This window comes from Rahnella sp. PD12R, from assembly GCF_019200965.1.
GTDB lineage: Bacteria > Pseudomonadota > Gammaproteobacteria > Enterobacterales > Enterobacteriaceae > Rahnella > Rahnella laticis.
Genome location: NZ_JAHTMS010000003.1, coordinates 465,775 through 485,605 on the forward strand (window position 1 = coordinate 465,775; position 19,831 = coordinate 485,605).

General features: G+C 51.4%; 18 protein-coding genes. 5 read left to right on the forward strand and 13 right to left on the reverse strand.

The annotated features are described in order from the left end of the window. Position 1: 1 nt before the first annotated feature. Positions 2–322, forward strand: coding sequence for a cupin domain-containing protein (locus KWG64_RS09150; RefSeq protein ID WP_152328058.1), 321 nt, complete (start codon positions 2–4; stop codon positions 320–322). A gap of 73 nt (positions 323–395) precedes the next feature. On the opposite strand, the gene KWG64_RS09155 is transcribed toward KWG64_RS09150, so the two are convergent. From KWG64_RS09155 to KWG64_RS09165, 3 genes are all read right to left on the reverse strand, one after another. After that, complete coding sequence (locus KWG64_RS09155; protein WP_101079130.1) at positions 396–1,034, reverse strand: RpiB/LacA/LacB family sugar-phosphate isomerase; 639 nt, start codon at positions 1,032–1,034, stop codon at positions 396–398. Between the two features lie 58 nt (positions 1,035–1,092). Next, positions 1,093–1,854 carry a 2-dehydro-3-deoxy-D-gluconate 5-dehydrogenase KduD gene (gene kduD, locus KWG64_RS09160; RefSeq protein ID WP_218521697.1) on the reverse strand — a complete coding sequence of 254 codons (762 nt, stop codon included), beginning with the start codon at positions 1,852–1,854 and terminating at the stop codon, positions 1,093–1,095. A 400-nt stretch (positions 1,855–2,254) separates the two neighbouring features. Continuing rightward, positions 2,255–2,611 carry a helix-turn-helix domain-containing protein gene (locus KWG64_RS09165; protein ID WP_095925761.1) on the reverse strand — a complete coding sequence of 119 codons (357 nt, stop codon included), beginning with the start codon at positions 2,609–2,611 and terminating at the stop codon, positions 2,255–2,257. Between the two features lie 412 nt (positions 2,612–3,023). Between KWG64_RS09165 and KWG64_RS09170 the strand changes: the two genes are divergently transcribed. Together KWG64_RS09170 and KWG64_RS09175 are read left to right on the forward strand one after the other, a co-directional pair. Continuing rightward, entirely contained in the window at positions 3,024–4,196 is a 1,173-nt protein-coding gene (locus KWG64_RS09170) for an efflux RND transporter periplasmic adaptor subunit (protein WP_229906038.1), read from the forward strand. 16 nt (positions 4,197–4,212) lie between these two features. Beyond that, complete coding sequence (locus tag KWG64_RS09175) at positions 4,213–7,365, forward strand: efflux RND transporter permease subunit (RefSeq protein WP_218521698.1); 3,153 nt, start codon at positions 4,213–4,215, stop codon at positions 7,363–7,365. Between the two features lie 96 nt (positions 7,366–7,461). Here KWG64_RS09175 and KWG64_RS09180 read toward each other — a convergent pair whose 3' ends face one another. Continuing rightward, positions 7,462–7,947, reverse strand: a complete 486-nt coding sequence (locus tag KWG64_RS09180) for an Rrf2 family transcriptional regulator (protein ID WP_195825935.1) — start codon at positions 7,945–7,947, stop codon at positions 7,462–7,464. A gap of 411 nt (positions 7,948–8,358) precedes the next feature. Between KWG64_RS09180 and KWG64_RS09185 the strand changes: the two genes are divergently transcribed. Next, positions 8,359–8,628: a DUF3761 domain-containing protein gene (locus KWG64_RS09185; RefSeq protein ID WP_195813435.1), complete on the forward strand. Its 270-nt coding sequence runs from the start codon at positions 8,359–8,361 to the stop codon at positions 8,626–8,628. 85 nt (positions 8,629–8,713) lie between these two features. Here the strand turns inward: KWG64_RS09185 and ompC are convergent, their stop codons facing one another. From ompC to KWG64_RS09200, 3 genes are all read right to left on the reverse strand, one after another. Then, positions 8,714–9,856: a porin OmpC gene (gene ompC / locus KWG64_RS09190; protein WP_218521699.1), complete on the reverse strand. Its 1,143-nt coding sequence runs from the start codon at positions 9,854–9,856 to the stop codon at positions 8,714–8,716. A gap of 613 nt (positions 9,857–10,469) precedes the next feature. Continuing rightward, positions 10,470–10,658 carry a hypothetical protein gene (locus KWG64_RS09195; protein WP_195813437.1) on the reverse strand — a complete coding sequence of 63 codons (189 nt, stop codon included), beginning with the start codon at positions 10,656–10,658 and terminating at the stop codon, positions 10,470–10,472. A gap of 153 nt (positions 10,659–10,811) precedes the next feature. Continuing rightward, positions 10,812–11,222 (reverse strand): hypothetical protein, encoded by a 411-nt coding sequence (locus KWG64_RS09200; RefSeq protein ID WP_218521700.1) that lies wholly within the window; start codon positions 11,220–11,222, stop codon positions 10,812–10,814. 228 nt (positions 11,223–11,450) lie between these two features. Between KWG64_RS09200 and KWG64_RS09205 the strand changes: the two genes are divergently transcribed. Then, positions 11,451–12,230 (forward strand): (S)-acetoin forming diacetyl reductase, encoded by a 780-nt coding sequence (locus tag KWG64_RS09205; RefSeq protein ID WP_218521701.1) that lies wholly within the window; start codon positions 11,451–11,453, stop codon positions 12,228–12,230. A gap of 63 nt (positions 12,231–12,293) precedes the next feature. On the opposite strand, the gene KWG64_RS09210 is transcribed toward KWG64_RS09205, so the two are convergent. The 6 genes from KWG64_RS09210 to KWG64_RS09235 form a co-directional block, all read right to left on the reverse strand. Further along, positions 12,294–13,160, reverse strand: a complete 867-nt coding sequence (locus KWG64_RS09210) for a helix-turn-helix domain-containing protein (RefSeq protein ID WP_218521702.1) — start codon at positions 13,158–13,160, stop codon at positions 12,294–12,296. Between the two features lie 35 nt (positions 13,161–13,195). Further along, positions 13,196–13,531 (reverse strand): SMR family transporter, encoded by a 336-nt coding sequence (locus tag KWG64_RS09215; protein WP_195813441.1) that lies wholly within the window; start codon positions 13,529–13,531, stop codon positions 13,196–13,198. Further along, positions 13,524–14,141, reverse strand: a complete 618-nt coding sequence (locus tag KWG64_RS09220) for a TetR family transcriptional regulator (protein WP_195813442.1) — start codon at positions 14,139–14,141, stop codon at positions 13,524–13,526. Before KWG64_RS09220 ends, KWG64_RS09215 begins: the two co-directional genes overlap by 8 nt. A gap of 173 nt (positions 14,142–14,314) precedes the next feature. Continuing rightward, a complete protein-coding gene (locus KWG64_RS09225) occupies positions 14,315–15,763 on the reverse strand; it encodes a tannase/feruloyl esterase family alpha/beta hydrolase (protein ID WP_255562130.1) in 1,449 nt (482 codons plus the stop codon). A gap of 401 nt (positions 15,764–16,164) precedes the next feature. Continuing rightward, entirely contained in the window at positions 16,165–18,306 is a 2,142-nt protein-coding gene (gene ovoA / locus KWG64_RS09230) for a 5-histidylcysteine sulfoxide synthase (protein ID WP_218521749.1), read from the reverse strand. A 145-nt stretch (positions 18,307–18,451) separates the two neighbouring features. Then, the gene (locus KWG64_RS09235) at positions 18,452–19,567 is read right to left on the reverse strand and encodes a site-specific integrase (RefSeq protein WP_255562131.1); all 1,116 of its coding nucleotides are present in this window, start codon (positions 19,565–19,567) and stop codon (positions 18,452–18,454) included. Positions 19,568–19,831 lie beyond the last annotated feature (264 nt).

Sequence of the window (19,831 nt, forward strand, 5' to 3'; positions counted from 1 at the left end):
GATGTTTATTTATAAGAAAGATATTCCACTTCAGGATCTGGGCGACGGTGTCGGCCGTCGCGTTCTGGCGCATGGCGGCACGATGATGGCGGTGGAAGTCTCATTTGAAACGGGGGCTATCGGCCCGATGCATAATCATGTGCATGAACAGCTGACGTATGTGCTGTCGGGGCGTTTTAAATTCACCATTGGCGAGGAAACGCACGAGGTTTCAGCAGGCGATACGCTGTATAAAAAACCGTACATAATGCACGGGTGCGTATGTCTGGAAAAAGGCGTGTTGCTTGATACGTTTACGCCGCAGCGCCAGGATTTCCTTTAACCCGTCATCTTTGCCCATTAAAAAACCGGTACTCACTGAGCACCGGTTTTTTATCGCCTGGAAGAAACTGAAGTTACGCGAGGATTTCACGTACGAAGTTTTCGATCTCTTTGTTCTGGCAGTTTTCGAAGAAACATTTCTGGAAACGTTCGCCGGTAACGGCAGTTTTCACCAGTTCCGGATCAATGGCGCGCAATGTGTCGAGATAGTTTTCTTTCACGACGGCGGCTTTCACCTGATTCAGGATCCCCGCGTTGCGAACCTGCGGCTCTTTACGGTCTGCCGGATAACCCTGGCCTTTCACGCCGGTGAAGGCTTTTTCGAATATGAAACGAACGTTAAGCTCTGCGCCCCAGCCAAACCCTTTGGCAAATGGCAGGGACAGCGCGTTACCGTTATTGATCTGCGCGAACAGGAAAGCATCCGCCGGATCGATACAATAACCACAGTTCACGCCCGGATGGATGTTCAGGGACATCAGCGCGCCCTGCCCGGTGCCGCAGCCTGCGACCACAAAATCGACGGCTTTGGAATTCAGTAAAATGCTGGCCATGATGCCCAGATGGATGTAGGTGAGGTGATGATCCTGTTCGTCAGACATGCCGACGTTGTAGACCGGATACTCTTTTTCAGACGCCACGGCGTTCAGTTCTTTCAAAATGATCGCGTTTTTAGCGGCCTGACTGTTTTCCATCATCAATGCAATTTTCATGAGATTTCCTCGTTGTGGCAGCGGATTTCTCCGCTGCGCAAGTTGAATTGTGGCGGGATTAACGCGCCAGCCAGCCGCCATCGACGGCAATTGTGTAGCCATTAATATAGTCAGAAGCCGGAGACGACAGGAAAACGACCGGCCCCATCAGGTCGGACGGTAAACCCCAGCGCCCGGCCGGAATGCGGCCCAGAATTTCTTCGCTGCGCGCTTCGTCGGCACGAAGTTGCTGGGTGTTGTTGGTTGCCATATACCCCGGCGCGATGGCGTTCACGTTGATATTGTGTTTCGCCCATTCGTTCGCCAGCAGACGGGTCACGCCCATCACGGCACTTTTTGACGCGGTATAAGAAGGCACACGGATGCCGCCCTGATAGGAAAGCATCGACGCGATGTTAATGATTTTCCCGCCGGCACCCTGCGCGATGAACTGTTTCGCGACGGCCTGAGACATGAAGAAGACGGATTTGATGTTCAGGTTCATGACGTCATCCCAGTTCTTTTCGCTGAACTCGATGGCGTCTTCACGACGGATAATCCCGGCGTTGTTGACCAGAATATCCAGATGCCCCATTTCCGCGACGGCACGTTCGAGCAGCGCCGGGATCACTTTGGTATCGCTCAGATCGGCGGTCAGGCTCAGGAAGCGACGGCCGGTTGCGCCCACGCGTTCGATGGTTTCCGTCGGTTCAACAATGTTGATCCCCACGATGTCACAGCCCGCTTCTGCCAGACCTACGGCCATACCCTGACCCAATCCGGTGTCACAGCCGGTGACAACAGCCACTTTTCCCTGCAAAGAGAAATTATCCAGAATCATGATGTTTCCTTTTTTCATAAAACGGAGGCGAATACGCGATTCCGTCGGACGTCTTGAATGATGTCGGGCACGGCCCGGCGCCGAAGTAATGGAGCGAGTTTAGCGACAAAATTCGCACAACTCAACAAATTGAAACATCATTTCAATTTATGTGAACTTTGATGTTGTTTTTTGTTGGGTTGATCACGTCCTGACTATTGCAGGCACAGGAGAAGGCAGGCAGATGCCTAAAACGGGTGAAGGAAACAGTGAAAAATGCGCAGCAGAAAGCGTACCGGATCGGTCTGCGTGGGGTTTTAAAGGGATTGGAATAAAAGATGGGGAAGAAAATTCACTGCCCGACGAAAGCCGGGCCAGTGGTACACGCCGTCTCAGAGAGAAGAGAAAGCGGAGAGGAAACTCAGTGCAGGCAGCCCTGACATTCCGTTGCCAGGCTCAGGCCACGGCGCCAGTCGCCCGGCGTTTGTCCGAACTGGCGTTTGAAACTGCGGGTAAACGACTGCTGCGAATCAAAGCCCAGCGAAATCGCCACGCTGACGATAGGTTCGCCACTGCTGGCCAGCATATCGGCAGACTTCTTCAGTTTTTTCTCACGAATGTACTCACCCATCGGCAAACCGGTGTGTTCTTTGAACATCCGTTGCAGATACCAGCGTGAATACCCTGCCCGCTTGGCGACGGTTTTAATATCCAGACGCTCTTCCAGGTTGTGATCGATCCAGTCGATCAGGTCGTGAATGAAATCCTCGGTTCTCATGGACTTTCTCTCCGGCTTTTTTATTGTTCGGCGCCCCCCCGGGGCAGCTCGTCTTTTTATAAAGTGACGCAGTTTTGACTTAAATGCAAGTTTTACTATTGCATTTAATTTATCGTTACGGGATAGTCCACTTCCCCGAAGTAAACGTTCTGTAAAATAGCACAGAAAGTGTAACAGTATTTCTTGCACTTTAGTAGCGGCGTCCCTACAATCCCCTCGAACTAACTGTATCAGACATTGATACATAATTGTGCTGATGAACGGCACAAGCCCCAAAAAAGTCAGATCAGGCAAAGGACGTTACCCGGAGGACAGGCCGGTGTATTGCCTGGCAGCACTTACTTCACTGGAAATAAAAATAATGATGAACCTGCAAAAATCACAGGTTAATGCACGCGGCCGCTCCGGCGGCATGCCTTTGACGTTGCGTCTTTCCGGGATTGCGCTGGTTGTTGCCCTGCTTGCCGGGTGCGATAACAGCGTGGCGCAAAACGCCGCTCCGCCTGCTCCGCAGGTCAGCGCGGCCGATGTTTTAATCAGGCAAATCAGCGAGTGGGATGCCTTTAATGGCCGCGTCGAAGCGGTTCAGAGCGTTCAGCTCCGTCCGCGCGTGTCGGGTTACATCGACAAAGTGAATTATCAGGAAGGACAGGAAGTCAAAAAAGGTCAGGTGTTATTCACCATTGATGACCGGACTTATCGCGCGGCGCAGGAACAGGCGCAGGCCGAACTGGTCCGCGCCCGCAATCAGGCCGGTCTGGCCCGAAGCGAATCCGCACGCACCGAAGCGCTGATCGGTACGCAGGCAGTTTCCAAAGAAATCGCTGAGCAACGCCGTTCTGCCGCGTCGCAGGCGCAGTCAGACGTTCTGGCCGCGCAGGCGCAACTGGACATGGCGCAGCTCAATCTTGATTTTACCCGCGTAACCTCGCCGATTGACGGACGCGCCAGCCGCGCCATGATCACCACCGGTAATCTGGTGACAGCCGGTGATACCGCGAGCGTACTGACGACGCTGGTTTCCCTTGATACCGTGTATGTCTATTTTGACGTTGATGAAGGCACGTTCCTCCGTTACCAGGCGATGGCGCGTGACGGCCAGCGCAGCGATAACCCGCAAAACCGCCTGCCGGTTCATGTTGGTCTGGTTGGCGAAAATGGCTATCCCCATCAGGGCGTGGTCGATTTCACCGATAACCAGCTCAATTCTGGCACCGGCACTATCCGTATGCGCGCCCTGCTTGATAACCGCGACCGCACGTTTACGCCGGGACTGTTTGCCCGCGTGCAACTGCCGGGCAGCGCGCAGTTCAACGCCATGCTGGTGGACGATAAAGCCGTGCTGACCGATCAGGATCGCAAGTTTGTCTACGTGGTGGATAAAGACGGCAAAGCGCAGCGTCGTGATGTGGAACTCGGGCGGATGTCCGGGGGCCTTCGCATCATTCAGAAAGGCCTTGAAGCCGGTGACCGCGTGATTATCGACGGCGTGCAAAAAGTCTTTATGCCGGGAATGCCGGTAAACGCGAAAACCGTCGCTATGGCGGCCAACAGCGTGACGCCTACTCCCGCCGCAGTTCAATAAAAGAGAATCCTGACTCATGGACTTTTCCCGCTTTTTCATCGACCGGCCAATATTTGCGGCTGTTTTGTCGATTTTAATTCTGGTCACCGGGGCGATTGCCATTCCCCTGTTGCCGGTCAGCGAATACCCGAATGTGGTGCCGCCGAGTGTGCAGGTTCGCGCTGAATATCCGGGCGCTAACCCGAAAGTGATTGCTGAAACCGTGGCGACGCCGCTGGAAGAAGCCATCAACGGCGTTGAAAACATGGTGTACATGAAATCAGTTGCCGGTTCCGACGGCGTGCTGGTGACGACCGTGACCTTCCGTCCGGGTACCGATCCGGATCAGGCACAGGTTCAGGTGCAGAACCGCGTGGCGCAGGCCGAAGCGCGTTTGCCGGAAGATGTGCGCCGTCAGGGCGTGACCACGCAGAAACAGTCACCGACGTTAACGCTGGTGGTGCATCTGGTGTCGCCGAACGGTAAATATGACTCGTTGTATCTGAGTAACTACGCCACGCTGAAGGTGAAAGATGAGCTGGCGCGCCTGCCGGGTGTCGGTCAGATTCAGATTTTCGGTGCGGGCGAATATGCCATGCGCGTGTGGCTCGATCCGAATAAAGTTGCGGCGCGGGGTCTGACGGCATCTGACGTCGTGAAAGCGATGCAGGAGCAAAACGTGCAGGTTTCTGCCGGTCAGCTGGGCGCAGAACCGATGCCGAAAGACAGCGATTATTTGCTGTCTATCAACGCGCAGGGCCGTCTGAAAGATGAAGACGAATTCGGCAAAATCATCCTGAAAAGTGGTGACAATGGCGAAATCGTCCGTCTTCGTGACGTCGCACGTATCGAAATGGGTTCCGGCAGTTACGCCCTGCGCTCGCAGCTCAATAATAAGGATGCGGTCGGGATTGGTATCTTCCAGTCGCCGGGCGCGAATGCGATTGATTTGTCCGACGCCGTGCGTGCAAAAATGGCCGAGCTGTCGACGCGTTTCCCGGAAGGTATGACCTGGCGCGCGCCGTATGACCCGACCGTGTTTGTCCGTGATTCCATCAGCGCTGTGGTTCATACGCTGCTGGAAGCAGTGGTGCTGGTCGTGCTGGTAGTGATTCTGTTCCTGCAAACCTGGCGTGCGTCGATCATTCCGTTGCTGGCCGTACCGATTTCCGTGATCGGGACATTCAGCATTTTGTATCTGCTCGGTTTCTCGCTTAACACGCTCAGTTTGTTCGGGCTGGTTCTGGCGATAGGGATCGTGGTCGACGATGCCATCGTGGTGGTGGAAAACGTCGAACGTAATATTGAGGAAGGTTTAGCGCCACGCGAGGCCGCGCATCAGGCTATGCGGGAAGTTTCCGGGCCGATTGTGGCGATTGCGCTGGTGCTGTGTGCGGTGTTCGTGCCGATGGCTTTCCTTTCCGGCGTGACCGGCCAGTTCTACAAGCAGTTTGCGGTGACGATTGCGATTTCTACCGTGATCTCAGCCATCAACTCACTGACGCTTTCCCCTGCTCTGGCGGCGTTATTGCTGAAAGCGCACGGCGCGCCGAAGGATATGCCCTCGCGGCTGATTGACCGGTTATTTGGCTGGCTCTTCCGGCCGTTCAACCGCTTCTTCAACGCCAGTTCGCATAAGTATCAGAATGCGGTATCAAAAACGCTGGGTCGCCGCGGCGCGGTATTTGGTGTTTACGTTCTGCTGCTTTGCGCCGCCGCATTTATGTTTAAAGCGGTGCCCGGTGGGTTTATTCCGACGCAGGACAAACTGTACCTGATTGCCGGTGTGAAAATGCCGGAAGGTTCTTCACTCTCGCGCACTGATGCGGTGATCCGCAAAATCAGCGCTATGGGCCTGAGTACGGACGGCGTGATTGACGCAGTGGCCTTCCCCGGCCTGAATGCGCTGCAATTTACCAATACGCCAAACACCGGGACGGTATTTTTCGCCCTGAAACCGCTGAGCGAACGTACCCGTACGGCGGCGCAGATTAACGCGGAAATCAACGCAAAAATCTCGCAGATTCAGGAGGGGTTTGCCTTCTCAATTATGCCGCCGCCGATCCTCGGCTTAGGTCAGGGTTCAGGTTATTCGCTTTACGTGCAGGATCGCGCGGGGCTGGGTTACGGTGCGTTGCAAACGGCGATCAATACGATGTCCGGTGCCATCATGCAAACGCCGGGAATGGGCTACCCGATTTCCTCTTATCAGGCCAACGTGCCGCAGCTTGATGCGCATATCGACCGCGATAAAGCCAAGGCTCAGGGCGTTTCACTGGATGAGTTATTCAGTACGCTACAGGTTTATCTCGGTTCGTCGTACATCAATGACTTCAACCGTTTTGGACGTACCTGGAAAGTGATGGCGCAGGCCGATGGCCAGTTCCGTGACAGCGTGGAAGATATCGGCAATTTGCGTACCCGTAACGACAAAGGTGAGATGGTGCCGATTGGCAGCATGCTCAATATCACTACCACCTACGGGCCTGACCCGGTGATCCGTTATAACGGTTATCCGGCGGCTGATCTGATTGGCGATGCTGACCCGCGGATTCTTTCTTCGGCGCAGGCAATGACCGAGCTGACCGCGATGTCGAAAAATCTGCTGCCAAACGGCATGAATATCGAATGGACGGATCTGAGTTACCAGCAATCTACACAGGGCAATGCGGCGCTGATCGTCTTCCCGATGTCTGTACTGCTGGCGTTCCTGGTGCTCGCCGCATTGTACGAAAGCTGGACGCTGCCGCTTGCGGTGATCCTGATTGTGCCAATGACGATGCTTTCCGCGCTGTTTGGCGTCTGGCTGACCGGCGGCGATAACAACGTCTTCGTACAGGTCGGGCTGGTGGTTCTGATGGGGCTGGCCTGTAAGAACGCCATCCTGATTGTGGAGTTCGCCCGCGAACTGGAAATTCAGGGCAAAGGGATTATCGAGTCCGCGCTCGAAGCGTGCCGCCTGCGTCTGCGCCCTATCGTGATGACGTCGATTGCGTTCATTGCGGGGACCATACCACTGATACTCGGCCACGGTGCCGGTGCGGAAGTGCGCGGCGTGACCGGTATTACCGTGTTCTCCGGCATGTTAGGTGTGACGCTGTTCGGGCTGTTCCTGACGCCAGTGTTTTACGTCGCACTGCGCAAGCTTGTTACACGTAAGAAAGTGGTGCTGGAAACGCAGACGGTCTGATATCACTGCACAAAATCCAGACAGCAAAAAGCCGGGAAATCTCCCGGCTTTTTTATATTTGAAATTCACGCTACGGGTATAAATTCTCTCTGCGGTTTACTTAGAGCAGGAAACATTCTCTGCGTATTCTGCTGCCAGATCTTTGGTGCATTTGTACTTACCGCCGCGTTCGAACTCCGCCAGCGCATCCGCAACGGTATGACGGGCTAAGACCTGAAGCGACGCTTCTTCGGCTTCGTTGACGATGTTTTTGAAATATGTACAGGCATTGGCGCTGACCACACAGCGGGCCGGAACATCAGGCCGGGCAGCCCAGAGGCGCTTATCTTCAATGACCGCACAGTAAATATCGCGCAGAGAGATTTCTTCCGCCGGGCGCCCGAGATTAATAGAGCCGGTACGACCGAGAGTGGAGACAATAATGCCGTGCTGAGTCAGCGGCACCATCAGTTTGCGGATAAAACTGGAGTTGGCTTCCAGACCCGTTGCTAAAATCGCACTGGTGCAGCGCTGACCAGCCTTTTGGGACTGAGCGATACAAAACACCATCTGCATAGCTGTCGGAAAGCGATAATCTAACATGTCATTGTCCTGAGAAACCAAGTCTTAGGTAAAACACCGTATCACAGAGAAATAGCCCTGTACGTGATCTGGTCAATAATATACCAAATACTCCGTCGGTTGTACATGCGATTTATCAATAGATTTCAATCATGTAGGGCACAAATCGCTTAATAATCGACCCCGGTTATTTACGGTTTTCACCTCTTTAAATTCAAGCGCTTGAGAGATTTTTCAGGAGGATCAGGCAAGGATTTGTCGGCTTTTTAAACGAATCTTAACCAAAATTTTACCCAGGCAGGAATATGGCTTGAAAAAGGTTGAAGCACCTCAGTTAAGCACGTCATTAATGGTTAAATATCAGGATTGCAACGCTGTAAACGGAGAGTACGCTTTGCGCACACCTTTTTATCACCGGATGATAGCAACATCATGCGATTATTCGCTTGTTTAATAATCACTGGCTTTCTGCTTTTTCAACCCGCCCTGGCAAAACAAAATAACTCTCAGGATAGCGAACTTATAGAACAAGGCGATTATATTAATTCCGACGGGCAAAGCGTCCATAAACCAGCACACAGTAAATCCGGCAACATCCCCGAAGGGGCTTCTGCGCAATGTCGTGATGGAACTTATAGTTTCAGCACACATCACCGGGGAACTTGTTCACGCCACGGTGGTGTTGCGCAGTGGTTGGAATAATAAATATTAATTTAGATTTAAATGTAAAAAACCCATCCGAAGATGGGTTTTGATTGCTCTTAATATTCAGGTTTACGCTAAATAATTAGAACTGGTAGACCATGCCTACACCAACAACGTCATCGGTAGAGATGCCCTGGTTTGTATAGAAGTCATCATCGTTGTCCAGCAGGTTGATTTTGTAATCAACATACGCAGACATATTTTTGTTGAAGTAGTAGTAAGAGCCAACAGAAACGTATTTAACCAGATCTTTATCGTTGTCTTTGCCACCATAACCGTTATTTAGATCCTTCCCTTTAGATTGCAGGTAAGAAACTTCCGGACGCAGGCCAAAGTCAAACTGATATTGTGCGGTTACTTCAAAGTTCTGAGTTTTATTTGCAATGTCGCCAATGTCACCATATTGCGTCATATTACGTGTTTCGGAATACATGGTGGCCAGATAAACGCTGTTAGCATCATATTTCGCGCCAATCGTCCAGACGTCAGCTTTATCACCACGTTGATCAGCTGTCTGATCGTTAGTACGGTCAGAAGAAGCATAAGCTGCACCTGCGCTGATACCCATGCCGAAATCATAAGTCGTGGATAAACCATAACCGTCACCATTCTGGTGGCGAACATCACGACCATTGTTGGTGCCTTCGCCCAATGCATGGTAACCATCCACGCCTTCGTTGTTGTTATCACCATCATTAGCGCCCTGATATTGCACTGCAAAACTCAGACCGTTAACTGCGCCGAAGAAGTTGTTATTACGATATGTTGCAACACCGTTTGCGCGGCCAACCATGAAGTTATCGGTGTAGGTATATGAGTCGCCACCGAACACTGGCAGCATATCGGTCCAGGCTTCTACGTCGTACACTACGCCGTAGTTACGGCCATAATCGAATGAACCATAGTCACCGAATTTCAGACCTGCAAAACCCAGACGGGTTGCGTTACCTGAAGTGCCGTTATTTTCAGTGTTGTTCGCCTGAACGTTATATTCCCACTGGCCGTAACCGGTCAGTTGGTCAGAAATCTGAGTTTCGCCTTTAAAGCCAACACGGACGTAAGTTTCGTCACCATCGTCGCCAGCATTATCAGAGAATTGATGGCGTGCATCGACTTTACCGTACAGGTCAAGTTTATTGCCATTTTTGTTATAAATCTCAGCTGAATGCGCTGCGCCTGCCACCAGTAATGCTGGAATAATAAGAGCCAGTGCTTTTAATTTCATGACGTCATTCCTTTATCATTTAATTGAATACTTGAATTTATTATATGTACTTTATTAATGAGTTGGTGCTCGCACTAATACTACCTATATAGTTCCCTTGTTTTGTAGGGGAATTATTGAATTTGGCTTTATTATTTATTGCTAAATATTTCAAAGGCGTTTAATTATATGTTCTGTGAATACTTAAAGCTAAACCATATAAATAATATATTTCAAATAAGGAATTACTTTGTGGTAAATTAATTCCCGACTTGCAGAATCATCACTGCAATTCAATTTACCCTTCCTTGGTTTTAACTATTCGCATTAACTTGCCGTGATCCCTGTCAACGGCTTTATTGTTGCCCCGCCTGATTGCGGGGCTTTTTTTGCATAAAAAAACCCATAACCGGCGAAAGTTATGGGCTCAACAAATGAGAGAGAACTAAAATTTCTACGACGAGGTCAGAGAGACTTTCCACAACAACCTTCATACCTGATGCTACAGCTATGCTGTCCACACAGCGCAACGGTAACACCAACTATTCAGGGTACAGCTTTGCACTATCAGGAGAAGGTTTGCCCGTTGCACAGTTCGTTCCAGTAACTGAAGCGCAACAAGCGAATATAACGGTCAGGAGCGGCGAAACCACGCCGGGTCTGTGTTCCCCACGTCAATGCCGTAAAGGCATCCTGTCGCCAGAAAACTCTCCAGCAGACGCGATGTGTCCTGCGCCTTTTCTTCAGTCTGATCCTTCACCTTACGATGAGTGATGCGCTGCCATAACGAGCGTTGCTCAGTAGTTTGTGCAGTCGTTGACATACAGGCCTCCGGTTGATCATTGCGTCTGTTTAAAGAAACAGGCAGACATCGTCTGCCGCTGGAATGACTTCAGTTAACCGTTTCTGCACTGTGATTTGAACCAACGATTTATGCTTTGCTTTCTCATTAATAGAATAAAGCAGAATCTCTTCCCTATTCCCTCAGCCAGACACCTTCACAGAACAGTTTTGCACAAGCGAGGCTGTTTTGGTGCCGCTGTGCCGGGCTGGCGGCCTGATGTGCGAGCTGTACCAGCATGCCGGTGAAACACTGCGCCAGAAGTTCAGCCGGAATATCATTACGAAACAGTTTGTCCTGCTGGCTGAACGCCAGATTTTTGGAAATGGCGGCGGTGAGCATCGCCTGAGTTTCCGGCCCTTCCGGGGGTAACAGAAAAACGCTCTGCGTCAGATTGTTATCTTCAGCGAGAAAGTTCAGCAATTTGCGAAAACTCAGCGCCATGCGATCCAAAACCTGATTCTCGGCTACCTGGGGTGCTAACTGTAGCGATTGCGCCAACACGGTCAGGCGTTCTCGGAAAGCGGCACGGTTTGACTCTGTCATTCCAACATCCTTTATTGCGTTCGGTTCATGCATTCTACCCGACTCCGCCTGATATTCTGACGCTTACTGACTAGTAGGGTGAGTACAGTTAATTACCGTGGCTAACATTTGCACATGCAGAGTCAGAGGCGTAAACCAGTACGGAGCTCACGCAAAGGTACCGGGCTGGTCTGGCCGTGCCTTGCGCGCAGCACCTGAAAAGAAACCGAATACATAGAGGATAGTGGTATGTCTAAAAATGGAAAAGTGGCTTTAGTAACAGGTGGCGGCCAGGGGATTGGCCGTGCAATTGCGCTTCGTCTGGCGAAGGATGGATTTGCTGTTGCGGTTGTGGATTACAACGAGGAAACAGCGAAGAAAGTTGCCGAAGAAATTAATCATGCGGGCGGTAAAGCAATTGCTCAGCTGGCTGATGTTTCAAACCGCGAACAGGTTTTTGCCGCCGTTGAGGCAGCAACAAAACAGCTCGGCGGTTTTGACGTCATCGTGAATAATGCCGGGATCGCACCGACAACGCTGATCGAAGACATCACGCCGGAAATCGTCGATAAAGTCTATAACATCAATGTGAAAGGCGTTATCTGGGGGATCCAGGCGGCGGTGAAAGCGTTCAAATCCCTGAGACATGGCGGCAAAATTATTAATGCTTCTTCTCAGGCGGGCCATGTCGGTAACCCTGAATTGGCTATCTACAGTTCCAGCAAATTTGCCGTGCGCGGGCTGACACAAACCGCAGCACGCGATCTGGCTTCACTGGGGATTACCGTTAACGCCTATTGCCCGGGCATCGTGAAAACGCCGATGTGGGAAGAGATTGACCGCCAGGTTTCTGCGGCCGCAGGTCAGCCTGTGGGCTACGGCACGAAGGAGTTTGCGAAAAACATCACCCTGAAACGTCTTTCAGAGCCAGAAGATGTTGCCGCTTGCGTCTCCTACCTTGCTGGCCCGGACTCCGATTATATGACCGGTCAGGCGTTACTGATTGACGGTGGTATGGTCTTTAATTAAAGATATGTTTTTTCCTGCAAGCCTCTCATTCGGGAGGCTTTTGTGTATTTGCAGGTGTGGAAATCAGTGCCGGGCCAGCGGAATGTAATATTCGCAGGTCACACCGTTCAGCGCAGATTCCCGGGAGTATTTTTCCAGATCCGGCTGCATGATGAATTCCAGACCGAGCGTTGGCAGAAATACTGAATACAAATACAGAATGAAGTCATTCAGACGGCTGAGATCATAAGGATAACGGATTTTCAGATAACGGCTGGCGGGCACCAGAATGTCATGGTTGTCGCTGATCTTCACTTCATGCGCGACTGTATAATCCATCTGTAATGCATTGGCGACTTCATCATTCGTATCAGGGCGACAATCGGATAAGCCCCAGACCGGCGCGTGTAATGATTCCGGCGTTTCCAGATAGCGCAACAGTTCGGCACGATGTACGTGATTCTTGGCGTTAAACAGCGCTTCAATCGGATATGAATGCGTTGAAGTCTGGCCCTCGAATGCCATTTGCGGCAATTCTACAATTTCATATTCCGGCTGCGGGAATTCATCCACGGTCAGCGGTGCAGTGATGCCACTCATGGTCCACGACGCATTCCGGCGGTACATTCCCGGCGTTTCAGCAAAGTTCTTTTTGAACGAACGGGTGAACGTCTGCTGAGAATCGTAAGAGTAATACAGCGAAATATCGAGGATCGGCATATTGGTGAGCCGCAAAGCAATCGCGGCCATCGTCAGACGACGGTCACGAATGTATTTGCCCAGCGCAAAACCTGTTTTACTTTTAAACAAACGCTGAAGATACCAGGGAGAATAGCCGGTTTTCTTCGAGGCCTTTTCCATGGTCAGACGATCACTTAAGTTGACTTCGATCCAGTAGAGTAGCTCTTTGATCAAGTCATCATGGAAATCAGGTTTTTGTTCGCTCTGCAAAATGAACTCCCTGTGCTGCGATAAAGTCGCCATAGTTAGTGCGCGACAGATTTTGAAAACACGTTCACGACAATCACGCCCGCGATGATAAGCCCGAGGCCAATCATTGCCGGGGTGTCCAACTTTTGCCCATAACCAAACCAGCCAATGGCGGAGACCAGGACAATACCGACGCCGGACCAGATCGCGTAAGCAATGCCGGTCGGCAGCGTTTTCAGGGTCAGAGACAATAAAAAGATGGCAATCGTGTAACCCAGCAGTGTGACAACGCTTGGCCACAAACGGGTGAATCCTTCAGAACTTTTCAGGCTGCTGGTCGCAATAACCTCGGCAACAATCGCCAGGCCGAGCAGCAAATAAGTTTTAAACATCAGAGGTTTCCTTACAGCCAGCTTCGCTGACGTACAACTCGTTCTGGATAGCGCGGTGTAAATTGTATTCCGCACACTGACTGGTTAACCCGAGCGTATCGAGGCGCGACATGGCATCCATACTGCTGCTCAGACCTATTAGCCGCCAGGATATATGCTCCGGAGATTCGCCTTTGGAGAATTCCCCTTTCTCGCGACCGAATTCAATCGCATCAGATACCAGTTCGTGCCAGTCGGCTACCGACAAGGCAAATGCCGCTTTCATCAGCGGCTCCTGTTCAGTCAGCAACATGGCCTCATGCCAGAGCGGAATGGCCATCAGCGACTGATCATCTTGCGGATCAATCAGCAGCAGGTTGAGCCGTTCGCGGGCGGTCATCTGCTGGCTTCTTTCCAGCAACTGTTCTTTCAGGATCTTCATCACCTGCGTATAGGCTTGCGCGCGAAGTTCTCCTGCGCTGGAAAAATGATGATGAACCTGACCGGTGGCCGCGCCCGCTTCCTGAGCAACACGGCGCACCGTGGTGGCAGCCAATCCTTCATAGCGCGCAACCCGTGCGGCGGCTTCAAGAATGGTTGTCTTGCGCGCTTCTTTACAGAGATAGGCCACTTGAAAAATCCGAAGGTGAAGAGACAGCACAGGATAATGCCAAGACTTGGACGGATGTTCAAGTTTTTTGAGAACGTTCATTCACCTGTGATTATATATAGGTAAATTAACTTGCATTTGATCAGAAATGAGTACCCGCCAAACGGCGGATATTCATCCAGTAGCGGGCGGAATCAGTCAGTCCTACACACGAAACTCGAGGCTGATTTTGTGTCTCCCTGCCCTTTATATTTGGGAAACTGCGGGTACTCGCACAGCGGCATTTCACGACCGGCGGTGGCTTTGTTGGTATCAGTCATGACCTGCTGACCGGGATCGATGCCGTGATCTACCCACTTATCCAGCGTGCCGAGAGAATCCCAGCTCACGCGGAAAGGGCCGCTGCTGTGCGTAAATCCGGGCGCAAGATAGAATCGCGCAAACTGATGCAATTCTTTCTCTCCAAACCGCGCTTTGAGCTTTTCGTAATAAGCCAGCGTATTTCCCGGCGGCACCGCCATGTCTGCCGTGCCGTGCATCAGCAGTAATTTTCCACCGTGTTGAACAAAAGCGCTGATATCTGCATTGTCATCATCAACCTCTGACGCCAGTTCTTTCAGCCGTGCCGCATGTTCCGTGGGATTAAATTGCAGGGAATCATAATCCGGCGAACGCATCACTTCATACCGCACAGCCTGATCGCCCATCATATAAGGGAAGGAAATGATGATGTTCGATGCAGCAGGTTTCGGCTTATCAGCGCCGGAACCGAATACGCTGACCAGTGCAGGGGCATCCGCACCCAGCAAAATCGGCCAGGGTGCAAAGTGATCGCCAGTGGGTAAACTCACGCCCAAAGGCACCGGTTTACTCAGCATTTCCACCAAAGATAATTGTGCATCAGAGAGGCAAAGATCGCCGTCATCCTTGCCATCGTGACAACGTAACCTCTTCGGTTTGAAGGCCGCCCTGCACGCGTTCACATTGGCGACCACGCCGTCGGTCAGCCCGTCCAGCTTGTCACAGGCACCAAAAACGGTATTGGATATCAGCGCGGCCTTCGCCGGTGAAATCCAGGCTCCCGGCGTATTGTAAACAGTCTGTCCGATACGAATGCCTGCCATATGCAGCTCGACAACGTTATAAACCGGATGGATCGCAATAGCACCGTCGTAATCGAGCGGATACCGCTGAATGGCGGCCAGCGCCTCATGCCCGCCCTGAGAGTTGCCCTGAAAATAGAGACGCGACGGTTTTCGGCCATAAGCCTGTTCAATTAGTGCAACTGCCACGTCGTGCGTTTTCTTAATCTGCGCACCTGCGAAATTCTTCCAGGCTTCCTCATTCAGCGTAAATGACGCATCGGATACCCCACCCTGATGGCCGGAATTGCTGCCAAAGGTGGCATATCCTTGTTTCAGGGCGCCGGGTACGGATGCGGGCGCGAGCCGAGCGGTATCCGCCCCTTTTATGGCACCATCGAATCCCCCGCCGCCGAGTTGCAGCGCCTTGCCATTCCAGACGAGGGGCAGATAAAGCTGGAACTGTATATCTGGCGCATTAACGTCAACCGGTTTGATTTGCCCTTCGAGCTTGCAATGGGTTTCCACGGGCTGACCGGCGATCGCGACGGTCGTTATCACGGCTCCACGCGTCGGAAGTCCAATCCTGGAAGCCGGAATACGCGTGTTTTTCAAGGCAACACATTGTGCTTCGGTCAATCCTGAAACAGATGCGGCGGAAACAGTACCGGCGATAAGCATTAACAACAAACCAGGCAGAATCAATTTCATCAGAAGACATATGTCCTAAAGTCGCAATAACGGCAGTGTGTCACTAAATCAGGAATGATTGAACACAGGTCTTTTGTCTTTTACCGTCATACAGGATTTTAGTTACAACATTCTTATATTTTCGAACAACGAAATTCAGCGATAACTTTGACTACAACAATTACCCTCATTCAATCAGGAATGGTGGCCCGCATAAAAAACGGCCACTTTTCGTGACCGTTTGATATTTTTGACAGAAATCTGCCTACGTTTTATCGCTTACGCCACAGCGTAAGTTCTGCAACCGTGTGCTGAAATTTGCGGGCTGTTTCGCGGATAACAAACGGAATATCCTGCGGAACCTGAATCTCCTCAAAGTCGCTGGCCAGCAAACGACGCAAAGCCTGATGCGTTGTCACCGCTTCTCCGTTCTCGCGGAAACCGCCGAGCCAGTTTTGCTTCGGCGTGAATTCTTCCAGCCAGGTATACGGCGAGGACAACATCAGCACCCCGCCACTGCGGATCATTGGCGCGATATCTTTCAGAAAACGTGCCGGTTCGCGCAAACGGTCCAGTAAATTCGCGGCCAGAACCAGATCATACAGTTCGCCCTGCGGCTTCAGGTTACAGGCATCGCCCTGTACAAAACTCACGCGGCCGGTTTGCTCTGCACCGATATTCACTTCTGACAATGAGGCCTGACAATAATCGACCAGCTCACCCTCTTCCGGAATAACATAACGACAGGCTTCGCCGCGAGCCAGCGCTAAAGCAACATCAATAAATCGGGCCGAATAATCCATCCCGACAACAGAATCAAAATATCGTGCCAGCTCGAAACTTGCGCGTCCGGTCGCACAACCTATGTCCAGCGCCCTTCTGCGTAAATCGACATTTTTAACCGCAATATCAACCAGTTGTTCAGCATAGTTGGGTACATTGAAATGACGCGGCCCGTACTGGAAATCCAGATACTGCGCGATCAGACCATCCGTTTCGTAAGGATTCACCGTCTGTGTTTCCTGATGACCGGATATCACATACCGGAAACCGGCGTGCTGGAAAAAGTGACGACGAAACGCATAACGCGAGGATTTCAGCGCTTCATTACCGGTAGAAATCCAGCTTCCACCTTTAATCATCGAATGTTTGCCGTCAAACGTTGGCGTGGAAAAATCATCATAAAGCGGATGCACGCGGAAACCTTCAAAGCCGCTGATCGGCGTGGACGCCCATTGCCACACATTCCCCACAATGTCGAAGAAATGCCCCTGCGCAAAGTGATCGACCGGGCATGACGACGCCCACCAGGCGAGATTGATATTACCCGGCGCAGTTTCCCAATCAGGCTGGTCCCCTTCTACCTGATTTCGCAAAATCATCCATTCAGCTTCCGTCGGTAACTGCACAGATTCGCCCGTTTGTACCGCCTTCCACCGGCAAAATGCTGCCGCTTCCAGCTGATTCACTTCAACCGGCCAGTCCCACGGCATCTCCACTTCTTCGGTCATTAACCGCAGCTTCAGTTGCTCCGGTTCGCTTGCCGATCCGACCCAAAAAGTCGGTATTTCGGCCTGAGCAAAGTCCCGCCACCCGGCGCCTTCTTCATCCCACCATTTTGCGTCCTGATAACCGCCGCTTTCTACAAAAGCAAAATATTCTGCGTTGCTGACCAGCATTTTGCTGGCGCTAAATGCCTGAATTTTCTGTGTTACTGAACCGTATTCATTATCCCAGCCGTAAGTGTCGTCCTGCTTACCGAGCGTGACAACGTCACCTTTAACTGCCAGAGTTTCGTTTTCTGGTACGGTCTGACGGTCATGGCGGGCAATGTTGCATGCTGGCCAGTGCGGCTGCGGGGTGACCCAGCCCACCGGCAACTGACGGATCAGCACGCTGGATGTTTCCAGATGAATACGTTCATGCTCGATGCCCATCAGAATTACCCACGCCGGGCTGTCCCAGCCAACGGGGAGCGTTAGCGGCATCGCATCAATAATGCCGAGAACTTCTTCGCGAACCTTATCGCGATATGCCCGTAAATTGGTGACATTAGGCCAGTTATAATTCTGATCGTCGAGATCGTCCCAGCTCATTTCGTCAACGCCGATCGCCAGCATCGCCTCGATATGGGAATCAATACGCTGCGGGATCAGCCCCGCCGCCATAAGTTTATTGATGTAAAAAGTCGCAGTATGGCCGAAGTAAAAAATGAGCGGATGGCGCAGTGAAATCGCCTTAGTGAAATATGCACGTTCGTCGGTCAGGCAATCAAACAGGCTTTCATAGAGTTCCCATGTCTGAATAAAGTACGCGCGAATTTCCTGACGCTTTTGTTCCGCGGTTCCGGTACTCAGCAGGATTGTCCGGGTCGGGTCGGGTAAACCGGCCATGTTTGATTGTGGTGAATGCATCATAATTTCCTTTATCTTCTGGCAACGACGAACAATATCCAAGTGTAGCAGTTCAACTTTGCAAACCGTGCCAGCAGAGGTTTGGATCGCTGCCCGGTATTTTTACAGATGAAGATGAACAAGCCTGAAATTCATTTAAATGACGTTATCTTTCCATATAAAGCAGCGAAATTTCCGGAAGTTCCAGAAACTCGCCTTCATATTTGTGGCGTAAATCGAAGTAATCCGGGGCGTCAATAATGCCCTTTATATTGTCAGAAAATGCTTCGAGCGCTTGTTTCATCTGCGGTAAATAGTCGTGAGTGTCATAAACCCTGTCGATGCCTTCCAGCGAGTGATTCATAATTTTGCGGGCAACATCGTTGGGAACATTGAGGGACGATAATTTGGAGCGTGCCGTCCTGCGTAAGTCGCGGGTCGTAAAAGCATCGATGCCCAGGCCACGCCCGGCGCGCAACATCCGGCGGATCACCTGCGTAATTGCGCCTCTGGATAACGGTTTCTGTGCGTCTTTCGGGGAAGGAACCAGCCAGACACTGTCTTTCGGGCTGGCATCGAATAAAGCATTGATGCAAATAATCGCCAGCGGCGTCAGAGGCAGACTGTGATCGCGGGCTGATTTGTTTCGGGTGCCCTGTCGCCAGACGCCAATTCGCAAATTAAATTCGTCTTTCCGCGCACGGATCACTTCGTCCGGCCGTCTTGCGGTCAGCAAACACAGTCGTAATGCCCAGCGACTTTGTTCTGAAATATCCCATAAATCAAGACCATGCCAGAACACCCAGATTTCGGCATCGGTCAGCGCTCTTTCACGCGGCGGCGTGTTGCGGCCACCGACGTCACGGCGTTTCATAGAACTCAGCGGCGAATGTGCCAGATAACCCTGCGTTTCTGCCCAACCAAAAAATTGCTTACACAGTGCAAAAACCCGTTTGGCTTCCGAAATTTTCCCTTCGGCCAGCAAAATATTAAACAACCGGTTCAGGCGCAGGCGCGTAATTTTGTTCAGCGGTACATCCCCGATCACCGGCAGCACATGTTTCATCAAAGAAGATACAGCAATTTCCGGACGACGTCGGGTCAGCATCAGCGAAAGCCGGATCCAGATATTGATCACCTGCCGGACCGTCGCATTGCCCTCTTCGTCAAAATCGTCCAGTTCCGCCAGCGGTGTCATTTTGACCTGCTGAAGATAGGCCAGAACGTGGCGGCCTACATTTTCGGCGGCAAAATCCGCTTCGACTTCTGTTACTGAAACCACATTGCCCGCCCGCTGAAATCCATCAGAAAAATCACAGTGCGCAGTTATAGCAAGCCCGCGAAACAGAGGCAAAAAGTTTGTGACTCCAGACCTATTAAGTCTGGAGTCACAGGAAGAATGAATAAAGAAAAATGAAGGAGTTATGACGGAGATTGGCGCCTGAAAGATTGGTCATAAAAACAGCACACATAATGATATAGCGCATATTTTCAACTGAACACATCGTTGTAGCTTATAAATTGGCGAAAATATCTCCCGTTTTGC